Origin of the sequence: Pseudomaricurvus hydrocarbonicus, from assembly GCF_011602365.1 — a bacterium.
In the GTDB taxonomy this organism is placed as follows: Bacteria; Pseudomonadota; Gammaproteobacteria; order Pseudomonadales; family Cellvibrionaceae; genus Pseudomaricurvus; species Pseudomaricurvus hydrocarbonicus.
Genome location: NZ_JAAONZ010000027.1, coordinates 1 through 22807, shown reverse-complemented (window position 1 = coordinate 22807; position 22807 = coordinate 1). Strand labels below are relative to the sequence as shown.

Annotated in this window: 18 protein-coding genes; 8 read left to right on the top strand and 10 right to left on the bottom strand. The window is 52.9% G+C overall.

Translation table 11 applies throughout. The features are described 5' to 3' along the window. Positions 1 to 66: 66 nt before the first annotated feature. Positions 67 to 2334 (bottom strand): TonB-dependent receptor, encoded by a 2268-nt coding sequence (locus tag G8770_RS22235; RefSeq protein ID WP_167192127.1) that lies wholly within the window; start codon positions 2332 to 2334, stop codon positions 67 to 69. A gap of 122 nt (positions 2335 to 2456) precedes the next feature. Here G8770_RS22235 and G8770_RS22230 point away from each other — a divergent pair, with 122 nt between their 5' ends. Next, a complete protein-coding gene (locus G8770_RS22230; protein ID WP_167192125.1) occupies positions 2457 to 3494 on the top strand; it encodes an AraC family transcriptional regulator in 1038 nt (345 codons plus the stop codon). Positions 3495 to 3535: 41 nt separating this feature from the next. On the opposite strand, the gene G8770_RS22225 is transcribed toward G8770_RS22230, so the two are convergent. Genes G8770_RS22225 through G8770_RS22215 form a run of 3 tightly spaced genes read right to left on the bottom strand, consistent with a single transcriptional unit; the run spans position 3536 to position 5078 of the window. Continuing rightward, a complete protein-coding gene (locus tag G8770_RS22225) occupies positions 3536 to 4258 on the bottom strand; it encodes an SDR family NAD(P)-dependent oxidoreductase (RefSeq protein WP_167192123.1) in 723 nt (240 codons plus the stop codon). Continuing rightward, the gene (locus G8770_RS22220; RefSeq protein ID WP_167192121.1) at positions 4255 to 4656 is read right to left on the bottom strand and encodes a thiol-disulfide oxidoreductase DCC family protein; all 402 of its coding nucleotides are present in this window, start codon (positions 4654 to 4656) and stop codon (positions 4255 to 4257) included. The genes G8770_RS22225 and G8770_RS22220 overlap by 4 nt, the downstream gene beginning before the upstream one ends. After that, on the bottom strand, positions 4653 to 5078 hold the full coding sequence (locus G8770_RS22215; protein ID WP_167192119.1) for a DUF3429 family protein: 426 nt from the start codon (positions 5076 to 5078) through the stop codon (positions 4653 to 4655). The genes G8770_RS22220 and G8770_RS22215 overlap by 4 nt, the downstream gene beginning before the upstream one ends. A 316-nt stretch (positions 5079 to 5394) precedes the next feature. Between G8770_RS22215 and G8770_RS22210 the strand changes: the two genes are divergently transcribed. Further along, complete coding sequence (locus tag G8770_RS22210) at positions 5395 to 5910, top strand: BLUF domain-containing protein (RefSeq protein WP_167192118.1); 516 nt, start codon at positions 5395 to 5397, stop codon at positions 5908 to 5910. A 252-nt stretch (positions 5911 to 6162) separates the two neighbouring features. Here G8770_RS22210 and G8770_RS24480 read toward each other — a convergent pair whose 3' ends face one another. The 3 genes from G8770_RS24480 to uxaC all read right to left on the bottom strand — a co-directional run bounded on the left by G8770_RS24480 (position 6163) and on the right by uxaC (position 9841). Then, entirely contained in the window at positions 6163 to 6285 is a 123-nt protein-coding gene (locus tag G8770_RS24480) for a hypothetical protein (RefSeq protein WP_279537224.1), read from the bottom strand. 648 nt (positions 6286 to 6933) lie between these two features. Beyond that, complete coding sequence (locus tag G8770_RS22205) at positions 6934 to 8418, bottom strand: mannitol dehydrogenase family protein (RefSeq protein ID WP_167192116.1); 1485 nt, start codon at positions 8416 to 8418, stop codon at positions 6934 to 6936. Positions 8419 to 8437: 19 nt separating this feature from the next. Continuing rightward, positions 8438 to 9841: a glucuronate isomerase gene (gene uxaC / locus G8770_RS22200; RefSeq protein ID WP_425050997.1), complete on the bottom strand. Its 1404-nt coding sequence runs from the start codon at positions 9839 to 9841 to the stop codon at positions 8438 to 8440. Positions 9842 to 10273: 432 nt separating this feature from the next. Between uxaC and G8770_RS22195 the strand changes: the two genes are divergently transcribed. The 3 genes from G8770_RS22195 to G8770_RS22185 are packed head-to-tail and all read left to right on the top strand — an operon-like array spanning position 10274 to position 13091. Next, complete coding sequence (locus G8770_RS22195; RefSeq protein WP_167192112.1) at positions 10274 to 11287, top strand: TRAP transporter substrate-binding protein; 1014 nt, start codon at positions 10274 to 10276, stop codon at positions 11285 to 11287. Next, a complete protein-coding gene (locus G8770_RS22190; protein WP_243760634.1) occupies positions 11265 to 11783 on the top strand; it encodes a TRAP transporter small permease in 519 nt (172 codons plus the stop codon). The genes G8770_RS22195 and G8770_RS22190 overlap by 23 nt, the downstream gene beginning before the upstream one ends. Before the next feature lie 9 nt (positions 11784 to 11792). Then, complete coding sequence (locus G8770_RS22185) at positions 11793 to 13091, top strand: TRAP transporter large permease (RefSeq protein ID WP_167192110.1); 1299 nt, start codon at positions 11793 to 11795, stop codon at positions 13089 to 13091. Positions 13092 to 13341: 250 nt separating this feature from the next. Here G8770_RS22185 and G8770_RS22180 read toward each other — a convergent pair whose 3' ends face one another. The 3 genes from G8770_RS22180 to G8770_RS22170 form a co-directional block, all read right to left on the bottom strand. After that, positions 13342 to 14037, bottom strand: a complete 696-nt coding sequence (locus G8770_RS22180; RefSeq protein WP_167192108.1) for a FadR/GntR family transcriptional regulator — start codon at positions 14035 to 14037, stop codon at positions 13342 to 13344. Between the two features lie 394 nt (positions 14038 to 14431). Beyond that, a complete protein-coding gene (gene uxuA / locus G8770_RS22175) occupies positions 14432 to 15625 on the bottom strand; it encodes a mannonate dehydratase (protein WP_167192106.1) in 1194 nt (397 codons plus the stop codon). 150 nt (positions 15626 to 15775) lie between these two features. Beyond that, on the bottom strand, positions 15776 to 16714 hold the full coding sequence (locus G8770_RS22170; protein ID WP_167192104.1) for a sugar kinase: 939 nt from the start codon (positions 16712 to 16714) through the stop codon (positions 15776 to 15778). 340 nt (positions 16715 to 17054) lie between these two features. On the opposite strand from G8770_RS22170, the gene G8770_RS22165 reads away from it, so the two are divergent. The 3 genes from G8770_RS22165 to G8770_RS22155 all read left to right on the top strand — a co-directional run bounded on the left by G8770_RS22165 (position 17055) and on the right by G8770_RS22155 (position 22686). Next, positions 17055 to 18296 (top strand): putative porin, encoded by a 1242-nt coding sequence (locus G8770_RS22165; RefSeq protein ID WP_167192102.1) that lies wholly within the window; start codon positions 17055 to 17057, stop codon positions 18294 to 18296. Positions 18297 to 19319: 1023 nt separating this feature from the next. Beyond that, the gene (locus G8770_RS24475; protein WP_167192100.1) at positions 19320 to 20132 is read left to right on the top strand and encodes a response regulator transcription factor; all 813 of its coding nucleotides are present in this window, start codon (positions 19320 to 19322) and stop codon (positions 20130 to 20132) included. A gap of 754 nt (positions 20133 to 20886) precedes the next feature. Next, on the top strand, positions 20887 to 22686 hold the full coding sequence (locus G8770_RS22155) for a polysaccharide lyase family 7 protein (RefSeq protein WP_167192098.1): 1800 nt from the start codon (positions 20887 to 20889) through the stop codon (positions 22684 to 22686). Positions 22687 to 22807 lie beyond the last annotated feature (121 nt).

The following is a 22807-nucleotide window of genomic DNA, read 5'->3' as shown; positions in this document are numbered from 1 at the left end:
GTCGGCTCCAGCATCCCCGCCACCAGGTGGCGGCGGGGAAAGTTGAAAACCTAAGCGGTGAAATGCTTAGAAATGGTAGGTGAACTCAGCCCCGTAGGTTCTGGGCTCATTGCGATTGGCACTGGTAAAACCAAAGCTGGCGACAGTCTCAACATAGTTGAAGAGATAGCTTTCATCGGTCAGGTTATTACCAAACAGGCTGGCCTCCCACGCGCCACCCTCACTGTAAAAGGTAACCCGTGCATTGAGCAGGCTGTAGCTGCCTTCCTCATAGGTTTCACTCAGCAGATGACTGTCTTTGTATGAGTAGTTCGCAAACATGCGCAACTCACCCAGATCCGCAATCGGCCGGGAGTAATCCACCCCCAAGCTGCCGGTCCACTTGGGTGAAAAGCGCAGAGGTGTGCCGGCGTAATCAATACCGCCGCGTTCAAACTCATCATACTCGGCATCCATCCACGCGGCGTTCAGCATCAGCTTCAAATTGGGCGTCACATGAAACTGAACATCGGTCTCAACCCCTTTAGAGATGGCCTTGCCCGCATTCGCCAGCTGCACCGTCTGACCATTGACCACTTGCACCTGCAGGTCATCGTATTCCATGGCGAAGACAGACGCATTGACCACCAGGCGCTCATCCATCCAGCTGGATTTGACCCCCAGTTCCAGGTTGACCGTGGTTTCGGGATCCACGGACTCCAGAGCTTCCGGCAGCACCATCAGGAAATTGGCACTGGTGAAGTCTTGCACCACAGAAGGATAGGTATTGAAACCACCCGATTTGTAACCGCGGGTCAGGCTGGCATACACCATCGCATCATCGCCGACGAAGTAGTCGACCACCACACGTGGGGAAAAATCGGACCAATTGTCACTCAGCTGGGTGTTGTTCGGGTTGCCATCGGCATCCAGGAACTGGCCTGGAATGGGCATGATGATGCCGTAGCCACCCAGGCCGGCTGCGCCATTGACCTGCAGCGGGTTGTCGTAGTTAATGGATTTGTCGTCGTAGGAGTAACGCGCACCCAGAGTAATGTTCAGTTTGTCCGTGGCGTGCCAGGTGTAATCACCGTAAATGGCATAGCTCTCGGTCTCGGCAGTGACAAAGCTGTCTTCATAGAACGGATTGCCACCATTGGCGCCCAGGAAATCCATCAGGCCAATGATCCAGCGCATGTCTGCGGTTTCTTTGCTGGCGCTCACACCGACAAACCAGTCCGCCTTGTCACTTATGCCGTTGAGCCGGAATTCCTGACTCAGGGTGTCGTTGGTCTCGGTACTGATTTCGTTATTGGCGATAAAATACTCGCTACCATCGTACTCGCGCGCGGCCGACGTCTCATAGGTACGGAAAGCCGTCAGTGAGGTGAAGGTCAAATCATCGGTCATGTCCCAGTTGACGTTCAGCGCATGCGAGCGCATGGTCCGCTCAAAAATGGGCACATTAGGGGCCGCGTCCGGCATCCCTGTAAAGGGATTCAAGTTGCCGTTTACGGCTTTTTCATCGTCGGTGATGGGGGTCAGATCGCTGACCGGGGCCGAGGCCAAGACGCTTTCAGCGTAGGTAGCCACTTCATCGGTACGATTCCAGGAGCTGGAAAATTCCACTTCCACCGTGTCACTGGGCAACCAGGCCAGCTTCACCCGACCGCTGGCGCGATCACGATCATCACCGTCGGGGCCACCCATCGTGTTTTCCTGCCAACCATCACGCTTGCGCACAGAGCCGGACGCACGCAACAGCAGTGTCTCATCAATCAACGGCACATTGACCATGCCCTTGACGGCACGATTGTTGTAATTTCCGACTTCGGCGCCAAGCATACCCGACAACTCATTTTGCGGTTTGGCGGTAATGATACTGATCGCCCCGCCGATGGAATTGCGGCCAAACAGAGTACCCTGAGGACCTTTCAGCACTTCTACCCGCTCAATGTCGAGCAGATCCGACAGCGCACCGCCTTTGCGGGCCGCGTAAACGCCGTCGATGTACACGCCAATACTGGGATCCGAGCCGACACTGGTGACGTTAGAGCCAATGCCACGAATATACGGTGAAGGGAAGGCACCGGAACCACCGGAAACACTGAAGCCCGGTGTGGCGGAGGTCAGGCCCGTAAAGTCACTCGCGCCCAGTTGCTTGACCGCATCACTGCCAAAGGCTGACAGGGCAATCGGCACTTCCTGCAGGCTCTGCTCGCGCTTCTGTGCGGTGACGACGAGTTCCTCAATGGTATAGGCGCTTTCCGTGGCCGGTTGAGCCTGGGCCACACCACTCACTGCTGCCGACAATACACCTGCGGCCATCACTGATGTCAAATTCCGGTTATTCATGTATGACTCTCCTTCAATTTGTTATGGCCAGCATCCTAGCAGCAGCACTTGCCAGCCGCGTATCATTTTACGACAATAGGCATACCACTTTACGACACGCTCAAGGCCTTGGCAGACAAATCATGATTCATCCTTACGATCCCAATAACCCCGTGTTGCTCAACAGTGAGATCTTACTGGGTTCTTTGGAGGCCGCGGCCGAGCTGAGGCTCGACCTTTCCGGGGCACAGGATAGGTTCGGCATTGATGATGAGATGTTGCACGCGCCCAAAGGACTGATCGCCTTCCACCGGGTAGCCGGGTTTCTAGAGTCGGTTGCCCAGCAAGGACAATGCCCGCTGTTTGGCTTTATGGTGGGAAAACATCAACCGCCGCTGCGCTTTGGGCCCACCGCGCAAATGATCAAGCTGTCCCCGACGCTCGAAGCCGCGGTCAAAAATGGCTTGATGTACAGTCGCTTTAACAGTCAGGAATCACTTTGGCATTTGGAACGCAGCGAGGGCTATGTGTTTTTAAAGCGTCTCAGCCGCATCCGCTATGATGGCTCGCTGGTGCAATTGCACACCCTGGCGGTGACGCTGATGTACAACGGCTTTGTCAGCCTCTGCGGCCACAAGTTATCGGCCGCGTACATCTCTTTTCGCCACTCGCCGCTGGAAGACAGTGCCGTGCTGGAGCGACATTTTGGCGCTCCTGTGCATTTCAATCAGGACTTTGACGGCTTGGCGTTTCCGGAAAGCTATTTGCAATACCCACTGGCAACCGCCGACGCGGAACTCTTTGCCATGATGAAAAAGTATCTGGATTCGGTGCGCGATGAGCTAAACATCGACGATGATATCCCCACCAAAGTCAGCCACCACATTCGCAAAACCCTGGGGACTTCCATCTGTAATCTGGAAAGCATTGCTCAACTGCTCGGCCAACACCCGCGCAACCTGCAGCGTTCGCTGAAACAATCCGATCTCAGTTTTCGGCAATTGCTACAGGATACAAGGCAGGAAGTCGCCGAATACTATCTGCGCAGCTCCACCATGGCTCTAACGGACCTGGCGGACATTTTGGGCTACCAAAATGTGAGTGCGTTTTCCCGGGCGTTCAAAAGTTATTGCGGATTGGCGCCGGCCCGGTGGCGGGAACAAGCCTCCCGCGCACAATAACATCGGGCCATCTGGCAAGTATCGATGATGCTCAGGCGTGACTACCAGACAATGGGCTGTCCCTGCCAATCCAGATAACTCAGCTCGCCGTCCGCGCTCAGCCCATCCATAATGCCGATCAGCTGACGGGCCACAAACGCTGGCGTGAACAATTTGTCCCGGGGGACATTGGCTTGGAAGGGTTTGGATAGGTCAGTGTCTGTGGTGCCAGGGTGAAAGGCCAGCAGCTTGACGTTGTTGGCACGGCGTGAATATTCGATGGCGGCGGTTTTCAGAAACATGTTGAGAGCTGCCTTGCTGGAACGGTAGCTGTACCAGCCTCCCAGGCGGTTGTCACCGATACTGCCGACGCGGGCACTGAGCACGGCCATCACACAGGGCTGTGATCCTTTGGCCAAGGGCAACAATTTGGCCACCCACAGCGCCGGCAAGATCGTATTGACATGGGCACTGTGCATCAACTGCTGAATGTTAACGTCTTCCAGACGCTTTTCCGGCATCATCGGATGAGGTTCCGATTGGTGCAAGACCCCGATGCAAATCACCACACGTGTGATCCGGCCCTGTAAGTGCGCCAGCTGTTGCAACAGCTGTTCGATGTCCTCCTCGGTGCTGCCCCCCTCCAGACACTGTAAACGCGGGTGTTCAAGATCAATGGCGGTGCGACTGATCGCCACCACCTGATAGTGCGGCAACAGCTCACCAACCAGCGCCCGGCCAATACCGCCGTTAGCGCCAATGACCAGCGCCGCCGGCGGCGTCATTGACCTGCACCGGGTTTGCATTGATCCGAATCACAGAGCCGAGCCTTCCCCGTCAGCAAGCGGGAAAGACTGTAGCGATGACGGGCAAACAGGCGGTAGCCGACATCTGCAACGGGCTTAATGAGGGGCCAGCGCAGCCAGTTGTAGCGTGTAATGCCCACCAGTGACCACGCCCGCGCGGTTACATCAAGCCCCAGCAACAGATTGCCACGCTCATCCAGCGCGTGCAGCAGGCGATTGGCCGCGGCAGGATCAATGGCGGGGTATCGATCGGCAAACCCGGGCTGCCAGATATCCACCAGCTGCAGCTTCTGTTGCGTATCCCGCGCTGCCAGCGCCTGCATCTCCAGGGCACAGAGCGGACAGCGACTGTCGTAAAATAGGGTTAACGTCTTCATAAAATTACTCGCGCAAACATCATTAGATGGCACACAACCACCATCAGGGTAAGTCGGCAACGTAACTGCCAGTAACTGTCGGGGGTATCACGACGACAGTGGCGCCCTTCCCACCACCACAGCAATCCGTACAGCAGTGCCAGCGGTATCAGTAAGATGGCCGGTTGCAGCGGTAATAACAAGGCGGCAAACGCCGCGATGGCCACAAGGTTTGAAAACACACTCGAGGCGACCGAGTGACGCCACAGGCTACCTGCCATGAAAGCGAGAATAATCGCACTGTAGGCGACAAAGCCCCGCACGGGTATCAGCCAGCCAGGCACAGGCAGGTTAAGCGCCAGATACACAAAAGGCAGCAGCCCCAGGTAGCCGAGAATGCGCTCGCCGATAGGCAGTTGCGAGTGAGCGTTAGAAGACGACACGGGCGGGTTCATGACTTTGGTTACGCACAAAGCGGGCATTCGGATTACATCAAACCTGCAACCGCAATCAGGTCGCTAAAGATTTGATAGATTTCATTGGCTGAATCCGCTTGCCACCCAAGCATCCCCGGCACCAAATAATCGATCAGCGGAAACAGTGGATGTCGCCACCTTCCTCCGTCTAGTTGCCACCTTCCTCCGTCTAGAGGGGGAGCAATTAGAGAAGCAGTGATCGCCATGGATTCATCTGTGAGTGATCCACAGGTTCCACGCTTGCGTATTAAATCCGTTAACCAACCACAGGAGTGAGGAGATCATGAGCGAGCCAATCATCCGGCTGACCTATGCCAGCAAGGCCACATTTAAAACCGCACAGCAAGGCGGTATCGAGTCGGAAGTCGCACGCATTTTATTGCAGTCGCGCCGCAACAATCCCAAGCACGCCATCGGCGGGGTATTGCACGTGGCCGACGGACATTTTTTTCAGTGCCTGGAAGGTCCGCGCGCCGAGGTCAATGCCACCTACAACCGCATCGCTGCCGATCCACGGCATCAAGGTTTGCAGATACTGAGCATGGAACCGGTCACTGAGCGCATGTTCAGCAACTGGTCAATGAAATACAGTGCCGCCGAAAAAACCTCTGAAGCCCTGCTGAAGCGCTATGACATGTCGCGCTTCAACGCCTACCAGTTCAGCCCTGGCATGATTAAAGAGTTTTTGCAGGCCTGCGTCACCAGCCGCGATCCGCTGGCGGAGATTGGCCAACCGCAGGCGGCACAATCAGGCCACAACGCCACGCCCTGGTGGAAACGGATCTGGCGTTGGGGGTAGCTTTTAGAGGGGCTCCATAAGCCCCTCCCCCGGGATGAGGCCCATCCCCTTGGCCGCCTGCATGCGATATAACGGCCCGATGACACACCGGTAAAATCCTCACACCATGCCACCTGCTCTTTGCGGAAAAATGACAATAGCGCAGGATAAATTTCGTCGACGGTATGTCAGGATTAACACTAACCCGCGCATCAATTAACTGACCGTATATTAAAAGCGCTTACCGCGGTTGACGTTTGAAAAAAACTGAATTTAGAGTGATCCCAGAGTTTTGATCTTATCCGTGGACTTTGCTTTTTTAGCCGCTTTTTTTTCTTTCTGCGTCATTAGAGGCTGCTTCTTGGTTTCTTTATTACTTTTACGTTCCTTGGTCATACATTACTCCACGTACGGGATGAACTCCCCCCATTGGTCTATATACCATTTAGAAACTTGAAATGCCCGACAGTAACGCAACGCGTGGTCCAGGCGGTACCTCGTGGTGATACCGGCCAAACTGCCGCACCACCATGAGACGGCATCACCTGTCAGTGAAACAGACAGATCTAAGATTTTGAGATGGCATTAATTTGCCCAGAGAGGAACAGACAACATTATCTGCTACTCACTATATGGGGGCGGGCAAGCGGTTTACAAGGCAGGGCGTACATTCAGTTTCCTGAAAGAGTAATACACCCTATCAGCGTGCCGCTGCTCCAGGGATCATCGAGTGTGGGGATTTCTCTTGCGCCGCAATGAAATGCTGCTACACGCACACGGTCCCTGTGAGCGCTCAATCACCTGCAAACCACTGTCATGAAATCCAAGTGACACTCGATCCCGGGTTGAGCATCTAATGATACGTTAAACTCTGCGCGGCAAGAAAGCGCATTCCGGGGGCCGCGATGACCACTGGCACACGCTCACAACAGGGCTGGGGTCACCGACTCATGGCCCGCTGTGGCCCGTTATTTAAAACGTCCCGCGTGCCTGACAAGTCTTCAGCGAATTTTGCTTGAAAGCCTCCTAAACCTTTAAAGTCATTTATCGAGGCTGGATTTGCCGGAGCGTTTTTAACACCCCATGAGCGGTAATAGCCTGATGAAGATCGTCCACCTGAGCGCACCATTCGGGCTGCTCTTGTAACAAATTGCCAAAAATCGATTGCACCCCAAGAATCGCCTTGACCGGAGAGTGACTGGTCTGTTGTTCCGTTTTCACGAGGCTGGTCAGGGTTGCTGACAAGGGGTCAATGATTTCGAAATGTTCCCCTGGTGGTTTTCCCAGGGTGTCACGGGTGCCCTGCAGATAGCGGATCCACCCCGCCAAAGCAAACGCCAGCAAGGCGGCATCCTGCTTCTGTGACAGCAGCGTGCGTACACTCGCCAGCCATCGCTGAGGGATTTTCTGAGAGCCGTCCTGGGCAATTTGAGAGGTCCGGTGATTGAGGGAGGCATTGGAAAAGCGGTGTAACAGTTGTTGCTTGTAGCCGTCTATATCAAACCCATCGGGAACCGTTAAAGTGTCCGTCGCCAGGTTCATGTAGTCTTTGATCAGTACAGTCATGTGCTCATTGGTCATGACCTCATGCACGAAGTCATAGCCTGCCAAATAGCCCAAATAGGCAATCATGGAGTGACTGCCATTGAGCAATCGCAACTTCATATCTTCAAACGGGGCAACATCATCCACCAGCATGGCACCGACTGCCGCCCAATCCGGCTTATCGCCAGCGAAACTATCTTCGATGACCCATTGTGAAAAGGGCTCCGTCACCACCGCCCCCTCATCCACCAACCCCAGGCGGGCTTGCAGAGCCTGACGCTCTTTATCTGTCACGGCCGGAACAATGCGATCGACCATGGAACAGGGGAACGTGACGTGAGCCTGCAGCCATTTCAGTAAAGAGGGCCGGACTCGCTGCGCAAAGGCGCTGACCACGTTTTGCAATAACTTGCCGTTATGGGAAAGGTTGTCACAACTCAATAAGGTCACCGCCGCGTCGATGCCCTGACGTTTTTCAAGTGCGGCGACCAGATACCCAATGGCTGACTTGGGGGCTGTTTGATAATGCTCCAAATCCCAGAGAATATCGGGGTGCGTCCAGTTAATCTGACCGCTGGCCGGATCGTGACAATACCCCTTTTCGGTAATGGTCAGCGTTACCACTTTAATCTCGGGAGCGGACAAAACGTCAATCAATTGTGAAGGCTGTTCCGGACCCACCAGCACAGACTGAATGGCACCGATCACTTTAATGTTGGAAGTTTCGCCGTCGTTTTCAACCAGACAGTAGAGCCCATCCTGCGGTTGCAACTGATCACGGACCCCCGCGCTGCGTAAACTGGCTCCGATAATACCCCAGTCGCCGCCCTGTCGGTTAAGTAGCTTATCGGTGTAATCGGCCTGATGGCCACGGTGAAAAGCACCGATGCCCAAATGCACAATCCCGGCCTGCAGCGCAGCGCGATCGTATCCGGGAGCAGAGACCGACAGTTTCGGGAGGGTGGCGTTATTCAAACGTTGCATAGTACTCATATCTCTGACGTTACAGCTTGTAGGCTTCTTTGGCGAGTCGGTAACTCAGGTCATAGGCCAACTCCATGGCTTCATCCTGATCAATGCGGTGCTCAGCCACCAACTGGGCGAGAAAGGCGCAATCCATCCGACGGGCGACATCGTGACGGGCCGGAATGGACAGAAAGGCCCGGGTGTCGTCGTTAAAACCAACGGTATTATAAAAGCCCGCGGTTTCGGTAATCTGTTCCCGGAAGCGGCGCATGCCCTCGGGACTGTCGTGAAACCACCAGGCCGGACCAACCTTGAGTGCCGGGTAGTGACCCGCCAGGGGGGCCAGCTCGCGGCTGTAACTGGTCTCATCCAGAGTAAACACAATCATATTAAAACCAGGGTCAGTGCCCACCTTGTTCAGTAACGGGCGCAGAGCTTGAACATATTCGGTTTGCAGCGGGATATCAGCCCCCTTGTCACGGCCGAAGTTTTCAAACAATGCTTGATTGTGATTGCGGTAGCAGCCTGGGTGCAGCTGCATCACCAAACCATCTTCCACGCTCATCAAGGCCATTTCCGTCAACATCTGGCCGCGAAAAGTTTCAGCCTGATCCGCGGTGGCGGCCCCACTGAGCACCGTGAGAAACAGTTCCCGCTTGTCTTGCAGCGATAGATCCTGAGTATTTGCCGTAGGGTGACCATGATCCGTGGAGGTAGCACCAAAGCGTTTAAAATACTCGCGACGCTGACGCAGTGCCTGCAAGTAATCATCAAAGCCCTGGATATCAATACCCGTTATCTCACCAAGCTGCTTGAGGTTGTCGATAAAGCCTTCGAATTCAGGGTCGATGACCGGATCCGGCCGGAAAGCTGTAATCACCCGCCCCCGCCAACCACTCTGCTGCAGGGTCTGGTGATGGCGTAAATCATCCAGCGGCGACTCGGTGGTGGCGATGACTTCGATGTTAAATCGCTCAAACAGAGCCCGCGGCAGAAACTCCGGCTGCTGCAAGCAGCTCTGGATATGATCAAAATACTGATCGGCGGTTGCTGCTGATAACCGCCCGGTAAGCCCGAAGACTTCACCGAATACGTGATCCAGCCACAGACGACTGGGGGTGCCACGAAACAGGTGGAAATGTTCGGCAAAACGTCGCCATACCTTGCGAGGGTCGACCTCCACCGCTGCTCCGTCTTTGCGGCGAATACCGAGGCTCTCCAGGCTCACCCCCTGACTGAACAGCATACGCAGCACATAGTGGTCTGGCTGTACCAACAGGGCTGCGGGGTTTTCAAAAGGCTGATTGCCGGCAAACCAACCCGGATCCGTGTGCCCATGAGGACTGATGATCGGTAAGGATTTAACGCTCTGATATAACTGGCGAGCGATCTGTCGGGTGTGGTTATCTGCCGGAAACAGGCGGTCTGAATGCAGACTCATCGTCATGAAAAACCTCTTGATAGTTCGGTGAATTACGCAGAGGTAGCAGGAGTGCAACGGGTATGGCGAACCATCCATCATCCTCTCGCGGCTTTGCGATCTCAAGCGCAAGCCTAACGATCTCAAACCCATCCCCTGCCCATTGACTGACTGCATCGCGAGCATCAACTTCCAAAGCGTATACCCATACCCAGACTTGTCGCTAGTGTCGAGAGCATAACCAGTCAGGGCAGCTGCATTAAGGGCGTCTGCCCAAGCCCGCCGCTGAACTTCTTTTGGTTTGAAGCTGCTATTGTATTGAAGCGGGCGCCAAACGGATGGTAAGATGGTCAGACCAATTTGGGAAAGAATCCCATAATAATAACCGGTCCGTCAAGCCGTGCAGCTAGATGACCGACAATACGAATAATTCTGACTGATAAGAGAAGCTTCATGTCTCCCTTTGTAGCGCAGCGTTTCCGGCTTATTCTCTCGCAACTGCGACTGGCCGTGCCACTCCTGCTGCTCCTGTTCGCAGTGAGTGGCTGCGGCCCCCAAGGTGAAGCCGCCACGGTACTGCGGCTGGCACACGGCATGCCTGCGGATCATCCGGTCAACAAGGCCATGGAAGTTATGGGTGACCGCCTGCGAGAGCTCTCGGGCGCTACGATGCAAATTGAGATCTACCCCAACGGCCAACTGGGCTCGGAACGGGATTTACTCGAGTTATTACAGATTGGCAGCCTGGCCATGACCAAAGTATCGGCCAGTCCTCTGGAAAGCTTCGTACCGGCCTATAAAATTTTCAGCATTCCCTATGTGTTCCGCGATCATCAACATTTCTGGCGCATGCTGGAAAGTCCTCTGGGCCGTGAATTGCTGCTGTCATCAGAACCCGCTCGCCTGCGAGGGCTTGGGTTTTACGACGCAGGCAGTCGCAGCTTTTACGCAAGCAAGCCCATCAGGTCACCCGAAGACCTGGAAGGGATGAAGATTCGGGTCCAAAAGAGCATGACTTCGGTTGAGATGGTCAAAAGACTGGGGGGCGCAGCCACACCAATTGCGTGGGGAGAACTCTACACCGCGCTGCAGCAGGGCGTGGTCGATGGCGCGGAAAATAATATCCCCAGTTTTTATTTGTCCAAGCACTACGAAGTATCACCCTACCTCTCTCTGGATGAACATACTTACGTTCCCGATGTACTGCTGATTGGCCTGCCAACCTGGAATAGCCTCACACCCCAGCAACAAGCCTGGCTCCAGCAGGCAGCCGACGACTCCATCACCTACCAACGGCAGCTTTGGGAGCAAAAAACGCAGCAGTCGCTAGAGGCTTTGCAAGCTAACGGTATTAAGGTAATCACGCCGGATAAAGAGCCATTTCGTCAACGGGTATTACCCATGCACCAGGCTTACAACAACACACCCATGGGAGACCTGATGGATGCCATTAAAACCCTTCCGTAACGTATTTGATCGCAGCATGGCGATGATCGACCGGGGCCTGCAATACCTCCTGATCTTGTTAATGGGCATCATGGTGGTCAATGTCTTATGGCAGGTGGCCACCCGCTTCTTACTCGGCGATCCCAGCTCCTACACGGAAGAAATCGCCAGGTTTCTGCTGATATGGATTGGCATGCTGGGGGGGTGTCACGCCTATCGTGTTGGCGCTCACCTGGGGCTGGACATTTTATCCCATCACCTGCAGGGAGCTGCTCGCTGGCGCCTGCAGTGGATCATCAGTGGTGCGGTGATCATCTTTGCCGTTGCCGTTCTGATCTATGGTGGCGGCACGCTGGTATTGCTGACCAATGAGCTTCATCAAACGTCCGCCTCTTTGGAAATCTCGATGGCGGTGATTTACAGCGTCATTCCCCTGTCAGGGGCTCTGCTCTGTTGCTTCGGCGTTGATGAGCTTCTCACTGGCCCCAACATCCACCGTCACGCCGACACAAACTGAGGTTAACGCATGGAATTATCAGGCGCTGTGCTACTGGTCAGCTTTTTTGTCTTGCTGATCCTTAATATCCCTGTGGCCATTTGCATCGGTCTTGCCACATTACTGGCGATGCTGTTCTCCATCGACTTTACGGCAGCCGCGACAACCATGACTCAACGCATGGCTGGCGGCATGAACAGTTTTGCCCTGCTGGCCATTCCATTCTTTATTCTCTCAGGACTGCTCATGGGGCGCGGCGGCATCGCTCACCGGCTGATTGAGTTTGCGAAAGCCCTGATTGGCAGCTTGCCCGGTGGACTGGCACTGGTGAATGTCATTTCATGCGCGTTGTTTGGCTCGATCTCTGGCTCTGCGGTTGCCGCCACGTCTGCCATTGGCGGCTTTATGGTGCCCATGATGAATAAAGAGGGTTACGACAAAAATTTTAACGGTGCCATCACCGTAGCCGCGTCCACCACCGGTTTGCTGATCCCGCCCAGCAATATTTTGATCGTCTACTCCCTGGCCAGTGGCAGCGTGTCCATCGCCGCTCTGTTTATTGCGGGCTACGTGCCCGGCCTGTTGCTCACCCTCTCATTAATGGCGATAGGAGCTATATATGCGCACCGCAAGGGGTACCCGACCGCCGATCGACTGCCGCTGAAAGAGGCCTTGCCCAAACTGCTGGATGCCATCCCCAGCTTGCTGCTAATTGTGATTGTCATCGGCGGTATTGTTGGCGGGGTATTTACCGCCACGGAAGCGAGCGCCATCGCGGTACTCTACTCGCTGCTGCTGGCAGTGGGGTTTTACAGGGAAGTCAAACTGGGTGAATTACCGGGAATCCTACTGAAAGCGACCGAAACCAGTGCCGTCGTACTGCTGCTCATCGGTACTTCTACCGCCATGTCCTGGATGCTGTCGTTCGAGAACATCCCCCAAACCATCAGCCAGACGCTCCTGACCCTGTCGGAAAATCCCCTTCTGATTCTGTTGATCATCAACCTGATCCTTCTGGTTGTCGGGGCGTTTATGGACATGACGCCAGCGGTATTGATCTTTACCCCGATCTTTCTCCCCGTCGTCACCGAGCTGGGCATTTCACCCCTGCACTTTGGCATGATGATGATTCTGAACCTGTGTATTGGCTTGTGCACGCCCCCGGTGGGCAGCGTGCTGTTTGTTGGCTGCAGCATTGCCAAAACGTCGATGACCGCCATCATCCGCCCGCTCCTGCCGATGTACCTGGCCATGATTGCCACCCTGGCGCTGGTCACCTACATTCCGGCTTTGAGCGAGTGGTTACCCGGTCAATTTGGGCTGAATTGATACCTGACGGCGAGCGGGCCACCCCAGGGCGCCTTGATTCACCTTGAGCGAGTCAGCCCAGGGCTGACCTCTCTGGCTGCGCAATTCACCTTGGGCGAGTAGCGACAGTCACCTTGGGCGAGTGGCGGCAGTTTAGCGGCACCAAAAACCACCGCAAGCGGACATGACTCTACGGAGCCCCCACGACAAAAGGGCTCAGCTTAAAGCATCGAATCAGAAGATTGAAAATAGACATAAAGCTTTATGCGCTTTACTTTTTATCGAGCAATTCCCGGTCGGCGGTGATTGCCTGGCTGATGTGAGACCTCATGGCTTGCTGGGCGGCCAGGGGATCCCGGTTTCTCAGAGCTTCGAAAATCGCACGGTGCTCTTTGGCAGAAGGGTGCACCCCTTCCTCCCGCACCCTCTCGTGGAATAAGGCGCTGATTTCCGAGCGGTTACGCAATTCCCACAACCAGCTGACCATCGATGCCAGAGCGCTGTTATGAGAGGCTTCCGCCAATATGCAGTGAAAGCGCTGATCGGCCTCCTCGCTGATGGTGCCTTTCTGATCTTCCTGCTCCATCACTTCCAGTGCCTGCTCCAGTTCATCCATCTGCGCCGGGGTAATACGAGCCGCAGCCAGAGTCACTATTTCAGACTCCAGCAAACGACGAGCCTCCAGGATTTCGAAGGGGCCCGGACCGTCATCACGCAAGCCCGGCTTGTCGACAGCCTGATCTTTGACATAGATCCCGGAACCGGTGCGTATTTCCACCAAACCCGCGATCTCAAGGGCAATCATGGCCTCCCGAATCGTCGGCCGGCTGACCTCAAAGCGCTGTGCCAAATCACGCTCAGAGGGCAATCGCTCACCACTGACCAGTTGCCCACTGGATATAAGGCTTTCGATTTGATTGGCGATTTCGAGGTAAAGACGGCGAACTTTAATGGCTTGAATTTGCATGGTATCAACTGGTTAACAGATCTAATGGTCAGGCCAACAGTGTCACAAGATAGCCACTGACTGTCAATTTTATTGATGGCCACCGCGACTTTTAGGTGTTTTAAGTAAGCAGGAGCGTCTAGGCGCTTAAGGTAAACGGGATAATCGAAACGACAAAAAAACCCCAAAAGGATCCCTGGGTCACTTGCCGGCGAAATTTGAGCAACGCCAACATAGACCCAGCTACCTTCTGAGGGAAGCAAGACAGAGACCACAGTCTCACTAAAACCTGGTTTTCAACATCGCCGAGCAAATACAGACAGCAGTGTTCAGCGTGCCGCACACGCTGTAAAAACACACTGAACAGGCATGGCGAGGATGATTAATGTAAATCCCATTCCACGCCGCAGATCCGTCACTGAACGCCGTTGCCCTGCAACGTTTCCAGAGCATGGATAACCCCGTGCAATTCAGCCAGGCCCTTGAGGCGGCCAACGTACGAATAGCCCGGGTTAACACCCTGCTGCCCCACTTCATCTCCCATCAGGTGACCGTGATCCGGGCGCATGGCAATCTCAACATCCGCTCGACCGCGATTGGCCCTTGATTTCTCTTCGGAGAGCAAAGCGCTGATCAGCCCGACCATGTCATTATCGCCCGCCAAATGTTCTGCCTCATAAAAAGAGCCGTCCGCTTCCCGGGTCACGTTGCGCAGGTGCACAAAGTGGATGTTTGCACCAAACTCGCGAGCCATAGCGACCAGATCGTTATCCCCCCTGGCGCCAAAAGAACCCGCGCAAAGCGTCAGACCGTTGCTGACACTGGGCACTTCCGCCAATATTTTACGCGCGTCCTCTGCCGTCGAGACCACCCGGGGGAGGCCAAACAGTGAAAAGGGTGGATCATCCGGATGAATACACATCAGCACACCCACCTCTTCCGCCACCGGAATCACTTCGCGTAGAAAGCGGAATAAATTTTCACGAAAGCCGTCTTCACCCAGGGCAATAAAAGCCTCAATTTCCGAGCGGATGCTGTTGCGATCGTAACTGCCCTCGCCTCCTGGCAAGCCGGCAATAATATTTTTTTCCAGCAGGGCCTTTTCTTCTTCAGACATGGTGCTCAGGCGAGCCTTTGCCCGCTGAAGAACCTCTGCCGAGTAGCTCTCGCTGGCGTTATCACGATTCAGGATATAAACGTCGTATGCAGCAAAGTCCGCCAGATCGAAACGCAGTGCGTGCGACTGGTTTTTTAACTTGTACATCAAGTTAGTACGCGTCCAGTCAACCACCGGCATAAAGTTATAACAGACGACCTTGACGCCCGCGGCAGCCACATTGCGAATCGACTGCTTGTAATTTTCCAGATAGACATCACAATTGCCGACCATTTTCTTGAGGTCGTTATGCAAGGGAATACTCTCAATCACACTCCAGACCAAACCGGCCTGCTCAATTTCCTGCTTGCGTTGAATAATGTCTGCCACCGGCCAAACATCACCCGTTGGAATCTGGTGCAGTGATGTCACGATACCAGACACGCCCGCCTGGACGATTTTTTCCAGGGTAACCGGGTCACTTGGACCGAACCATCTCCATGTACTTTTCATGTACGCAACCTTATAAGGAAGTTAATTAAACACATCTAAACGACCAACACGCGGTAATTACTATTCGGTTTTTACCGCACGACTATAAGGGAAAATAGTCTGCACACTATTTCCCCAAACCATTACAAATTCACATAAATTGCCGGGCATTCAAAGCAACTCCTGCTTCAGGTTTTGCCAAACCGGCAACGGCAAGATGGCGCCTTTGTGGCAAACCACTTCGGCAGATACCCGCATGCCAACCTTAGCCGCTTCCAAAACCCCAAGCCCAGCGCCTCGCGCCGCCAGATAACCGCCATTAAAACCATCGCCAGCCCCGGTAGTGTCAACCACGCTCGCCTTCGCCACCACCGGGATGTCATATTCCCGCTCCCCCTCACAGACAGTCATGGGACGGGTACCATTTTTAATGATGATTTCAGCAACGCCTGAATCCCGGATCAGTTGCCGAGCTTCACATTCGTCACCGGCTTCGCCACTGCTGATCACATCTTCCAGGCTGGGGAGAAAAATATCCGTATGCTTGAGCATTTCACGATTCACTGACTGGTATTCTTGCGCAGATGACCACAGACGCGCCCGGTAATTGTTATCATAGAACAGTGTTCCACCCGACTGCCTGAAATGGCTGACCCAGCCGAAGAACAGCTCCCGGGTGGTCTCATTTAACAGCGACAGGGTAATGCCTGAAACATAGAGACTTTGCAGATTTTGTACCTTCGCCAAGAGCAGCTGCAGTCGGTGACGGGAAGCAAATAAATGCTTTGCCGCAGAGTCATTGCGCCAATAGAAAAACGTCCTTTCACCAGCGGGGCTATTGTTGATCAAGTACAGGCCGGCCTGATGATTGCTGTCGCGCTCAATCAGCTCCGTAGACACACCAAACTGGCTGGCCCCATCAAAAAACCGTTGATCCTGCTCCGCCTCACCCACAGCAGTGGCCAGAAAACTCGGTACGCCCAGCTGCGCCACAGCAACGGCGGTATTCAATACGTCACCAGCGACCCCCAGGGCATACTGATCCGGGGCCGTAGCCGCTATTTCCAGTAAGGGCTCACCCAAAAAAGCGATACCCGCTTGCTTTGCCATTAAAAGTTACCTCGCCCTGTGTGGCGGGCTGTGTTGTGCAACATCATTCGTGTATTCAGACCGGCTGCAGGCACGCCGCAGTCACCGGACAGGTGGTAAGGCCAGTTTGCTAAAAAGAGGCTATTTTGTCAAGCGCCAAGACCGAGCTGAATATTTATGCGCCGCGGGTCTATTTCTCAATGATCGCCTGGCGATGCTTACCCGAGATCGCCCGCGCTCGCTGTCCGACGGTCTCAAAAAGTTCATCCTTTCCACTTTGACTCTCCAAAACGCCAGGTCTATATACTTTTAAGGCTTTGGCGTAGCCCCACACCGTCCAGCCACGCTGTAGGAGAATCCCATGTTGAAAATTACTCTGGTAGCCAGCGTTGTCAGCTTGATAAGTATGAGTGCTTCTGCTGAAGTCTCCGACGCGCAGTGGCAACAAATGATGACCCGGATGTCTCAGATGGAGACCCGAATTAATGCGCTGGAAGCTGAGAATGCCCAACTGCGCGCGCAAGGCAAAGTGCCGCAGGAAGACCTCACCCCCCTGAAGCAAGACGTCGCCCAGCTTCAGCAACACAACAGCGCGGCCAGCTGGAGTGAAAGTGTCAGGCTCAAGGGCGATTTCCGCTACCGCTACGAAGCTATCGATATTGAGGATGTGGACGACCGCGAGCGCAACCGCGTCCGAGGTCGCGTCAACCTCGTTGCCGACCTGCCAAGCAACACCGAGGTGGGGTTCGGGATTGCCACTGGCGGGGATGATCCGGTTTCCACCAATCAGACCCTGGGCGACGGCGGCTCCTCCAAGGGAGTCCGGCTGAACCTCGCCTATTTCAAATGGGCCCCCGTCGACAACCTCTATGTCACGGCGGGCAAGTTTTCCAACCCGCTTTTCCGGCCACAAAAAAGTCAACTGCTGTGGGACGGTGACTGGACACCGGAAGGCGTCGGACTGGTGTGGGGGGGCGATGTCTTGTTCGCTTCCGCCATGGGCAACTGGATCGAGAGTGACACCCGCAACGGTGATGATGTTTACGCCTGGAGCGTGCAGGCCGGCGTAAAGCTGCCTTTAGGCGGCAGCAGTTTCACCGCTGCGCTGGCTTATCACGATGTTCCCGTTGACGGCCTCGGACCAATTTTCGACGACAGCTTTTTCGGCAACACCTCGGTGAACGACGAATACGTCTACAACTATGAAATGATCGAGCTGGGGGCCGAATTTGTCTTCAATCTGTTCGACCGGCCACTGTCGGTTTTTGGCAACTACGTCCAGAACCAGGACGCTGACGACCTTGATACCGGCTACGAATTCGGCGTCAACTTCGGCAAGGCCTCGGGTACCGGCACCTGGCAGATCGGCTGGCGCTACGAAGACCTCGAAGCCGACGCGGTCCTTGGCCTGCTGTCTGACTCTGACTTTGCCGGCGGCGGTACCGACGCCAAGGGCCATCGCCTCAGCGGCGCTTACGGCATCAACAAACAGTGGACCGCAGCCTTCACCTGGTTCATCGACAACGAATTTGGTGAAACGCAATTGATCGACGGCCCCGTCGATTACGATCGCCTGCAACTTGACCTGGGGTTTAAATATTGATCTACAAGCGCCCTCCTCAAGAACAGGTCTTCCCCACCCTATTGATAGTAGCAGGCTCTTATCGGCGCCCCCCACAAAAGTTGCCTCGGCTGCGGGTGTTTAGGCGCTTTGTGCCGGTAGTCAATCTTACGAGGGGAGCTGTAAATCCGAAATCGAGTGCCATAGAGCAGACGTAAAACTCCCAATTAAGCGGGACGCTAGCCGCACCGCTACCATCGACACGGCTGTCCGTATGGCTCCACGATAACTTGTCTTACCAGGGCTACCAAAGGTAAACCGAGACTGACGATCAGCCCAGCCACTGACAGTGATCCAGCGGCCAGGCAGGGGCAGCCTTTCCAGCATTCAACATTTTGACCAAACACGTACTCAATTACCGCATTTCAAAGCATTTCACGGTAATTCACAGGTCACTAAGGCCACTTTAATCAAAAAAAGCGCCATCATCAGGCCATTCGAGATCATCAACAATGGTACCCTTAGGTGAGTCCGTTTTCTTTATTCTTAGAGCATGATTTAAACCCGCCGCTATGAACCCTCAGTCTGCAAACTCCTTGCGCCTCAACCCATCAACGAGCCAATGGGACGAATAAAGATCGTCTCTGACACGTTGAAATCACTGAATATGCCACTGCGCCTATCCCCATTAAAGCTCCCAGGCGGACATAGCACTCTACGGGCCATCTTGGCTTTACGCCCCAAAAAAGCGCCTCAATTGGCGCTCATTCACTCAACGGGAAGACACTGCGTATTCGGAAAATAGTAACGGCGGTAGATACATTAAAGATTTATTAAGCTAAGTCCTTGTAAATTCAGATAACTTTCCGCTCCATAAGCAGAGACTTTTTCAAACAGTCCGACAACTATTCATTAAGGGCGGAAGTGGACCGAATATTGCAAACTTTATTCTTTAACGTTCGTTTGATTTTGTAAAAAATTACACTTCCCTATTTTCAAAAAACTCTAGTCGCTGTGGCGTTGGGTAAGCAGCTGTGATGGGTCGCCCGCGTATGGAGATGCTGAATGTTAATGGAAAATCCGAAAAAATTATCGACAAATTTTAGCGATTTCATGCTCGGAGTCGATACGGTATTACGCGCAATGAGTAAATCCTCAACCATTGAAAACCACCGTACCTTTTATGAGTGGCTTCGAAATGATATTTCTCCATTCCTTCCTCATCAAACCATGCTCGCTGTTTGGGGTGATTTTCGAACAAACTCACTCAACTATGATCTTACCTCATCTATCGGTGGCATCAAAACTCACATGCTATATGAAGTATCCGGTTTCGATTCCATCATGGTCAGATTGCTCAAGGCCGCAGCCAGATCCCAAAAAAAGTGGATATTAATTAAGGATTTTAAATCTTTGTCAGAAAAAAGTGGACTGAACTTCGACTCATCCGTGTATGGCGTCATGATGGAAAATACAAAAGCCATGCTGATCTACGCCATGCGCGATGCACGAAGTGGCCACGACTGTCTGTATGTCTTCTTTACCATGAACGACAAATTTTACTATAACCCAGTTATTCTTGATTTAATCATGCCGCACATAGACTCTGCGCTGCGCACGATTAAGTTACTTGACAAAAAGGAGATAATTGAAAGGAGCACTCCCATCCAACCGCGATTCCTCAGCGATCGTGAACGTGAAATACTGGATTGGGTCAGCCAGGGCAAATCCAACGATGAGATTGGAATGATTCTTGGTATCAGTCATAACACCGTCAAAAACCATCTTAAGAGAATATTCGGAAAGATGGGTGTTACGTCGCGCTCTCAGGCAGTAAGTGTCTATATTCAAACTGTAAATGCTTACAGCCTATCGTGACAAGGATAATGCTTTCAACTCAGCGCGGCTCCCTTTGGCACTCGGTGCCAGCCCTCGAAGACAGCAACAAGCTATCCAACAATGATGAAATCCTCCTGTGTTTGAAAACCAGGGTTGCTTTTATTCGTAACAACAGCGGGGCTTCCCCCGCCCAAGGTCTTTCCCTTGTATTTTGGCTACTGATCTGGCGATGATTCATTTTTCTAATAGGCCACACAAAACAATGTGCATAACCTTATAACTTTTAGTCTTTTACGGTCACAAGTGGCACCATATCACCTTATGAATTTTCACCTTTTAACCACGCGCAAAAAAATTATTGATTTACAATATGCGTTTTAATGACTCAGTATTTTTTAGGCCATAGATTTTAAACTAAATGATTTTGGCGACAAAGCTGTCTCTCTTCGCCTTAAGCACCTCAAGACACCAACACGTCATGACGTCAAAGGCTAAGCCCTAAGGCTTTTTTGCTGAAACACACAAGGTAAATTTAAGGAGATCTCTAACGTTCTGGGAATATGAATTCGCCAATTTTTACTTCGCGAATATATTAAAAAATAAAATGAGAGTTACTGCACGCTCCAGGACCGTTAGCGTGTACTTTAAAATCATAAACTCATATATTCGATCGCGATAAAAATCACGCCTTAAATACGGTTCAGGTATCGCTCTAATACTTCAGAACAATAAAGATTCCGTCCCAATATAAGCGAGGCATAAACAGACATATTTTGTAATAAGAGATTTTTAAATGTATTCAAGGCTTGCTCAAATAGTCGTTACACTCGCAGGATCAGCTTTCGCTATCCCTGCGATATCGGGGACTGGTAACGATGACTTTCAACTCATACACCCCATCTCTGCCATGGCAAGTTCCAGTGATGGAAACCAAGCGGAAAACGCCATCGACGAAGACCTCAGCCCCGGATCCCGGTGGTCAGCTAAAGGTAAAGGGCAATGGCTACAACTTGAGTTAGATTCCAAACAAAGTATTTGTGGCATCGCATTGGCCTTTTACCGTGGCGACGAACGCCAAGCGTTGTTCGATGTGGCAACAAGCCCAGATGGTGTTAACTGGACAACGCAGCGAGAACAAATACAGAGCTCCGGCCTCAGCCTGGATCTGGAATATTTCACGTTCCAGAAATCCGATACCTATTACTTGAAGTTTATTGGGTACGGCAATTCCAAATCAAACTGGAACAGCGTAACCGAAGCGTACGCGTTCACCAGTGCACCGGGGTTAATCGGCGTATGTCCAAACGAAGAATCGCCAATTGTAACCGACCCGGGTTCAAATACTGAAACCTCACTTCCATTAAAACCAGCGTCTGTAACCGCCAGCTCGGATGACGGTCACGGGCCAGAAAATGTGATTGATAATAGTTTCGACCCCGAGTCCAGATGGTCTGCAGAAGGTACAGACGAGTGGCTAAAAATGGAGTTAGGCTCGACTCAAATCGTCACTGGTATTGGTCTGGCTTTCTATAAAGGCGACGAACGTGTCGCACTCTTTGATGTAGAAACCAGCATTGATGGCAATAACTGGACGAAACAGTTGTATAACCAACAAAGCTCGGGACAATCGCTGGATTTTGAGTATTTTAACTTTCCACAAACTGAGGCCGCGTATTTGCGGTTTGTCGGCTACGGAAATTCTAATTCCGCCTGGAACAGTGTCGTTGAAACGACCGTTCTGGTGAGCAGTGATGCCGCAACAAACGGGGATCTGACCGATACCGGTACTACGCCTGATACCGGAACTGACGCTGGCGCCGAAGTAACCACTCCTGATTCCAACTTGTCACCTTCACAAAATTTCAACCTTGACACGTGGAAACTCACACTGCCAGTATCCAAAGACTTTTATTTTGGTGACGGCGGAAGTTCATCGGCTGAAATACTACCATTCGAAGAAAATGGACTTTACGCACCACTCAATGAGGGATATCAAGATACTGAATTCTTTTTCACCAACAGTGAAGATGGCAGTATGTCCTTCCGCGCTCCCCTGTCCGGTGGTACCAGTACGACCAACTCCTCCTATGTACGAACCGAATTACGAGAATTGTACAACTGGAACCCGGGTGAAAGTACTGGAGCGGCAAATTGGAATAACGAAGGATTTCATCAGCTGTCCGGCACCCTGCAAGTGACAGAGTATTGGCCGGAGGATCCCCAGACAGTCGTTGGGCAAATCCACGCAAAAGATTCCAGTAAAGCCTTGCTTAAATTACAGTGGGATGGCCCAGGCAAGCCTGTGAGAGCTATCATTAATCGCAGCCCTGATTCCGGCGACCCGTTCAGCCTGACATTCGATACCGTTGGCCTGGAGAAGTTCAGTTACGTGATCACCCTGGAAAATAATACGTTAACTATTCAAGTAAACGACAATATCCAGTCAGTTGTTTTTGGGCAGAACAGTATGAGCTCCTCCTGGAATGATCATGTTTATTACTTCAAAGCGGGGAACTATGCTCAAGCGGACAAATCCGGTGGTGGTGTATTCGAGGTCAATTTTTACAACCTGGAAATTCAACACATGCCCTAGCCCGAATATTTCACAAAGGACTAAACAAGAACGGCTGAAAGCCTTATGGTTATTGGTGTCTAGACAATATCCGCAAGCAATCAGCCGTGAACAAAATGATACCACAGTCTTTCCAGTTTTC

Bases quoted from the DNA above. Each gene is read 5' to 3' on its own strand.
- G8770_RS22235 (WP_167192127.1), bottom strand. From the start codon at position 2,334: ATGAATAACCGGAATTTGACATCAGTGATGGCCGCAGGTGTATTGTCG.
- G8770_RS22230 (WP_167192125.1), top strand. From the start codon at position 2,457: ATGATTCATCCTTACGATCCCAATAACCCCGTGTTGCTCAACAGTGAG.
- G8770_RS22225 (WP_167192123.1), bottom strand. From the start codon at position 4,258: ATGACGCCGCCGGCGGCGCTGGTCATTGGCGCTAACGGCGGTATTGGC.
- G8770_RS22220 (WP_167192121.1), bottom strand. From the start codon at position 4,656: ATGAAGACGTTAACCCTATTTTACGACAGTCGCTGTCCGCTCTGTGCC.
- G8770_RS22210 (WP_167192118.1), top strand. From the start codon at position 5,395: ATGAGCGAGCCAATCATCCGGCTGACCTATGCCAGCAAGGCCACATTT.
- G8770_RS24480 (WP_279537224.1), bottom strand. From the start codon at position 6,285: ATGACCAAGGAACGTAAAAGTAATAAAGAAACCAAGAAGCAGCCTCTA.
- G8770_RS22205 (WP_167192116.1), bottom strand. From the start codon at position 8,418: ATGCAACGTTTGAATAACGCCACCCTCCCGAAACTGTCGGTCTCTGCT.
- uxaC (WP_425050997.1), bottom strand. From the start codon at position 9,841: ATGAGTCTGCATTCAGACCGCCTGTTTCCGGCAGATAACCACACCCGA.
- G8770_RS22195 (WP_167192112.1), top strand. From the start codon at position 10,274: ATGTCTCCCTTTGTAGCGCAGCGTTTCCGGCTTATTCTCTCGCAACTG.
- G8770_RS22190 (WP_243760634.1), top strand. From the start codon at position 11,265: ATGCCATTAAAACCCTTCCGTAACGTATTTGATCGCAGCATGGCGATG.
- G8770_RS22185 (WP_167192110.1), top strand. From the start codon at position 11,793: ATGGAATTATCAGGCGCTGTGCTACTGGTCAGCTTTTTTGTCTTGCTG.
- G8770_RS22180 (WP_167192108.1), bottom strand. From the start codon at position 14,037: ATGCAAATTCAAGCCATTAAAGTTCGCCGTCTTTACCTCGAAATCGCC.
- uxuA (WP_167192106.1), bottom strand. From the start codon at position 15,625: ATGAAAAGTACATGGAGATGGTTCGGTCCAAGTGACCCGGTTACCCTG.
- G8770_RS22170 (WP_167192104.1), bottom strand. From the start codon at position 16,714: ATGGCAAAGCAAGCGGGTATCGCTTTTTTGGGTGAGCCCTTACTGGAA.
- G8770_RS22165 (WP_167192102.1), top strand. From the start codon at position 17,055: ATGTTGAAAATTACTCTGGTAGCCAGCGTTGTCAGCTTGATAAGTATG.
- G8770_RS24475 (WP_167192100.1), top strand. From the start codon at position 19,320: ATGTTAATGGAAAATCCGAAAAAATTATCGACAAATTTTAGCGATTTC.
- G8770_RS22155 (WP_167192098.1), top strand. From the start codon at position 20,887: ATGTATTCAAGGCTTGCTCAAATAGTCGTTACACTCGCAGGATCAGCT.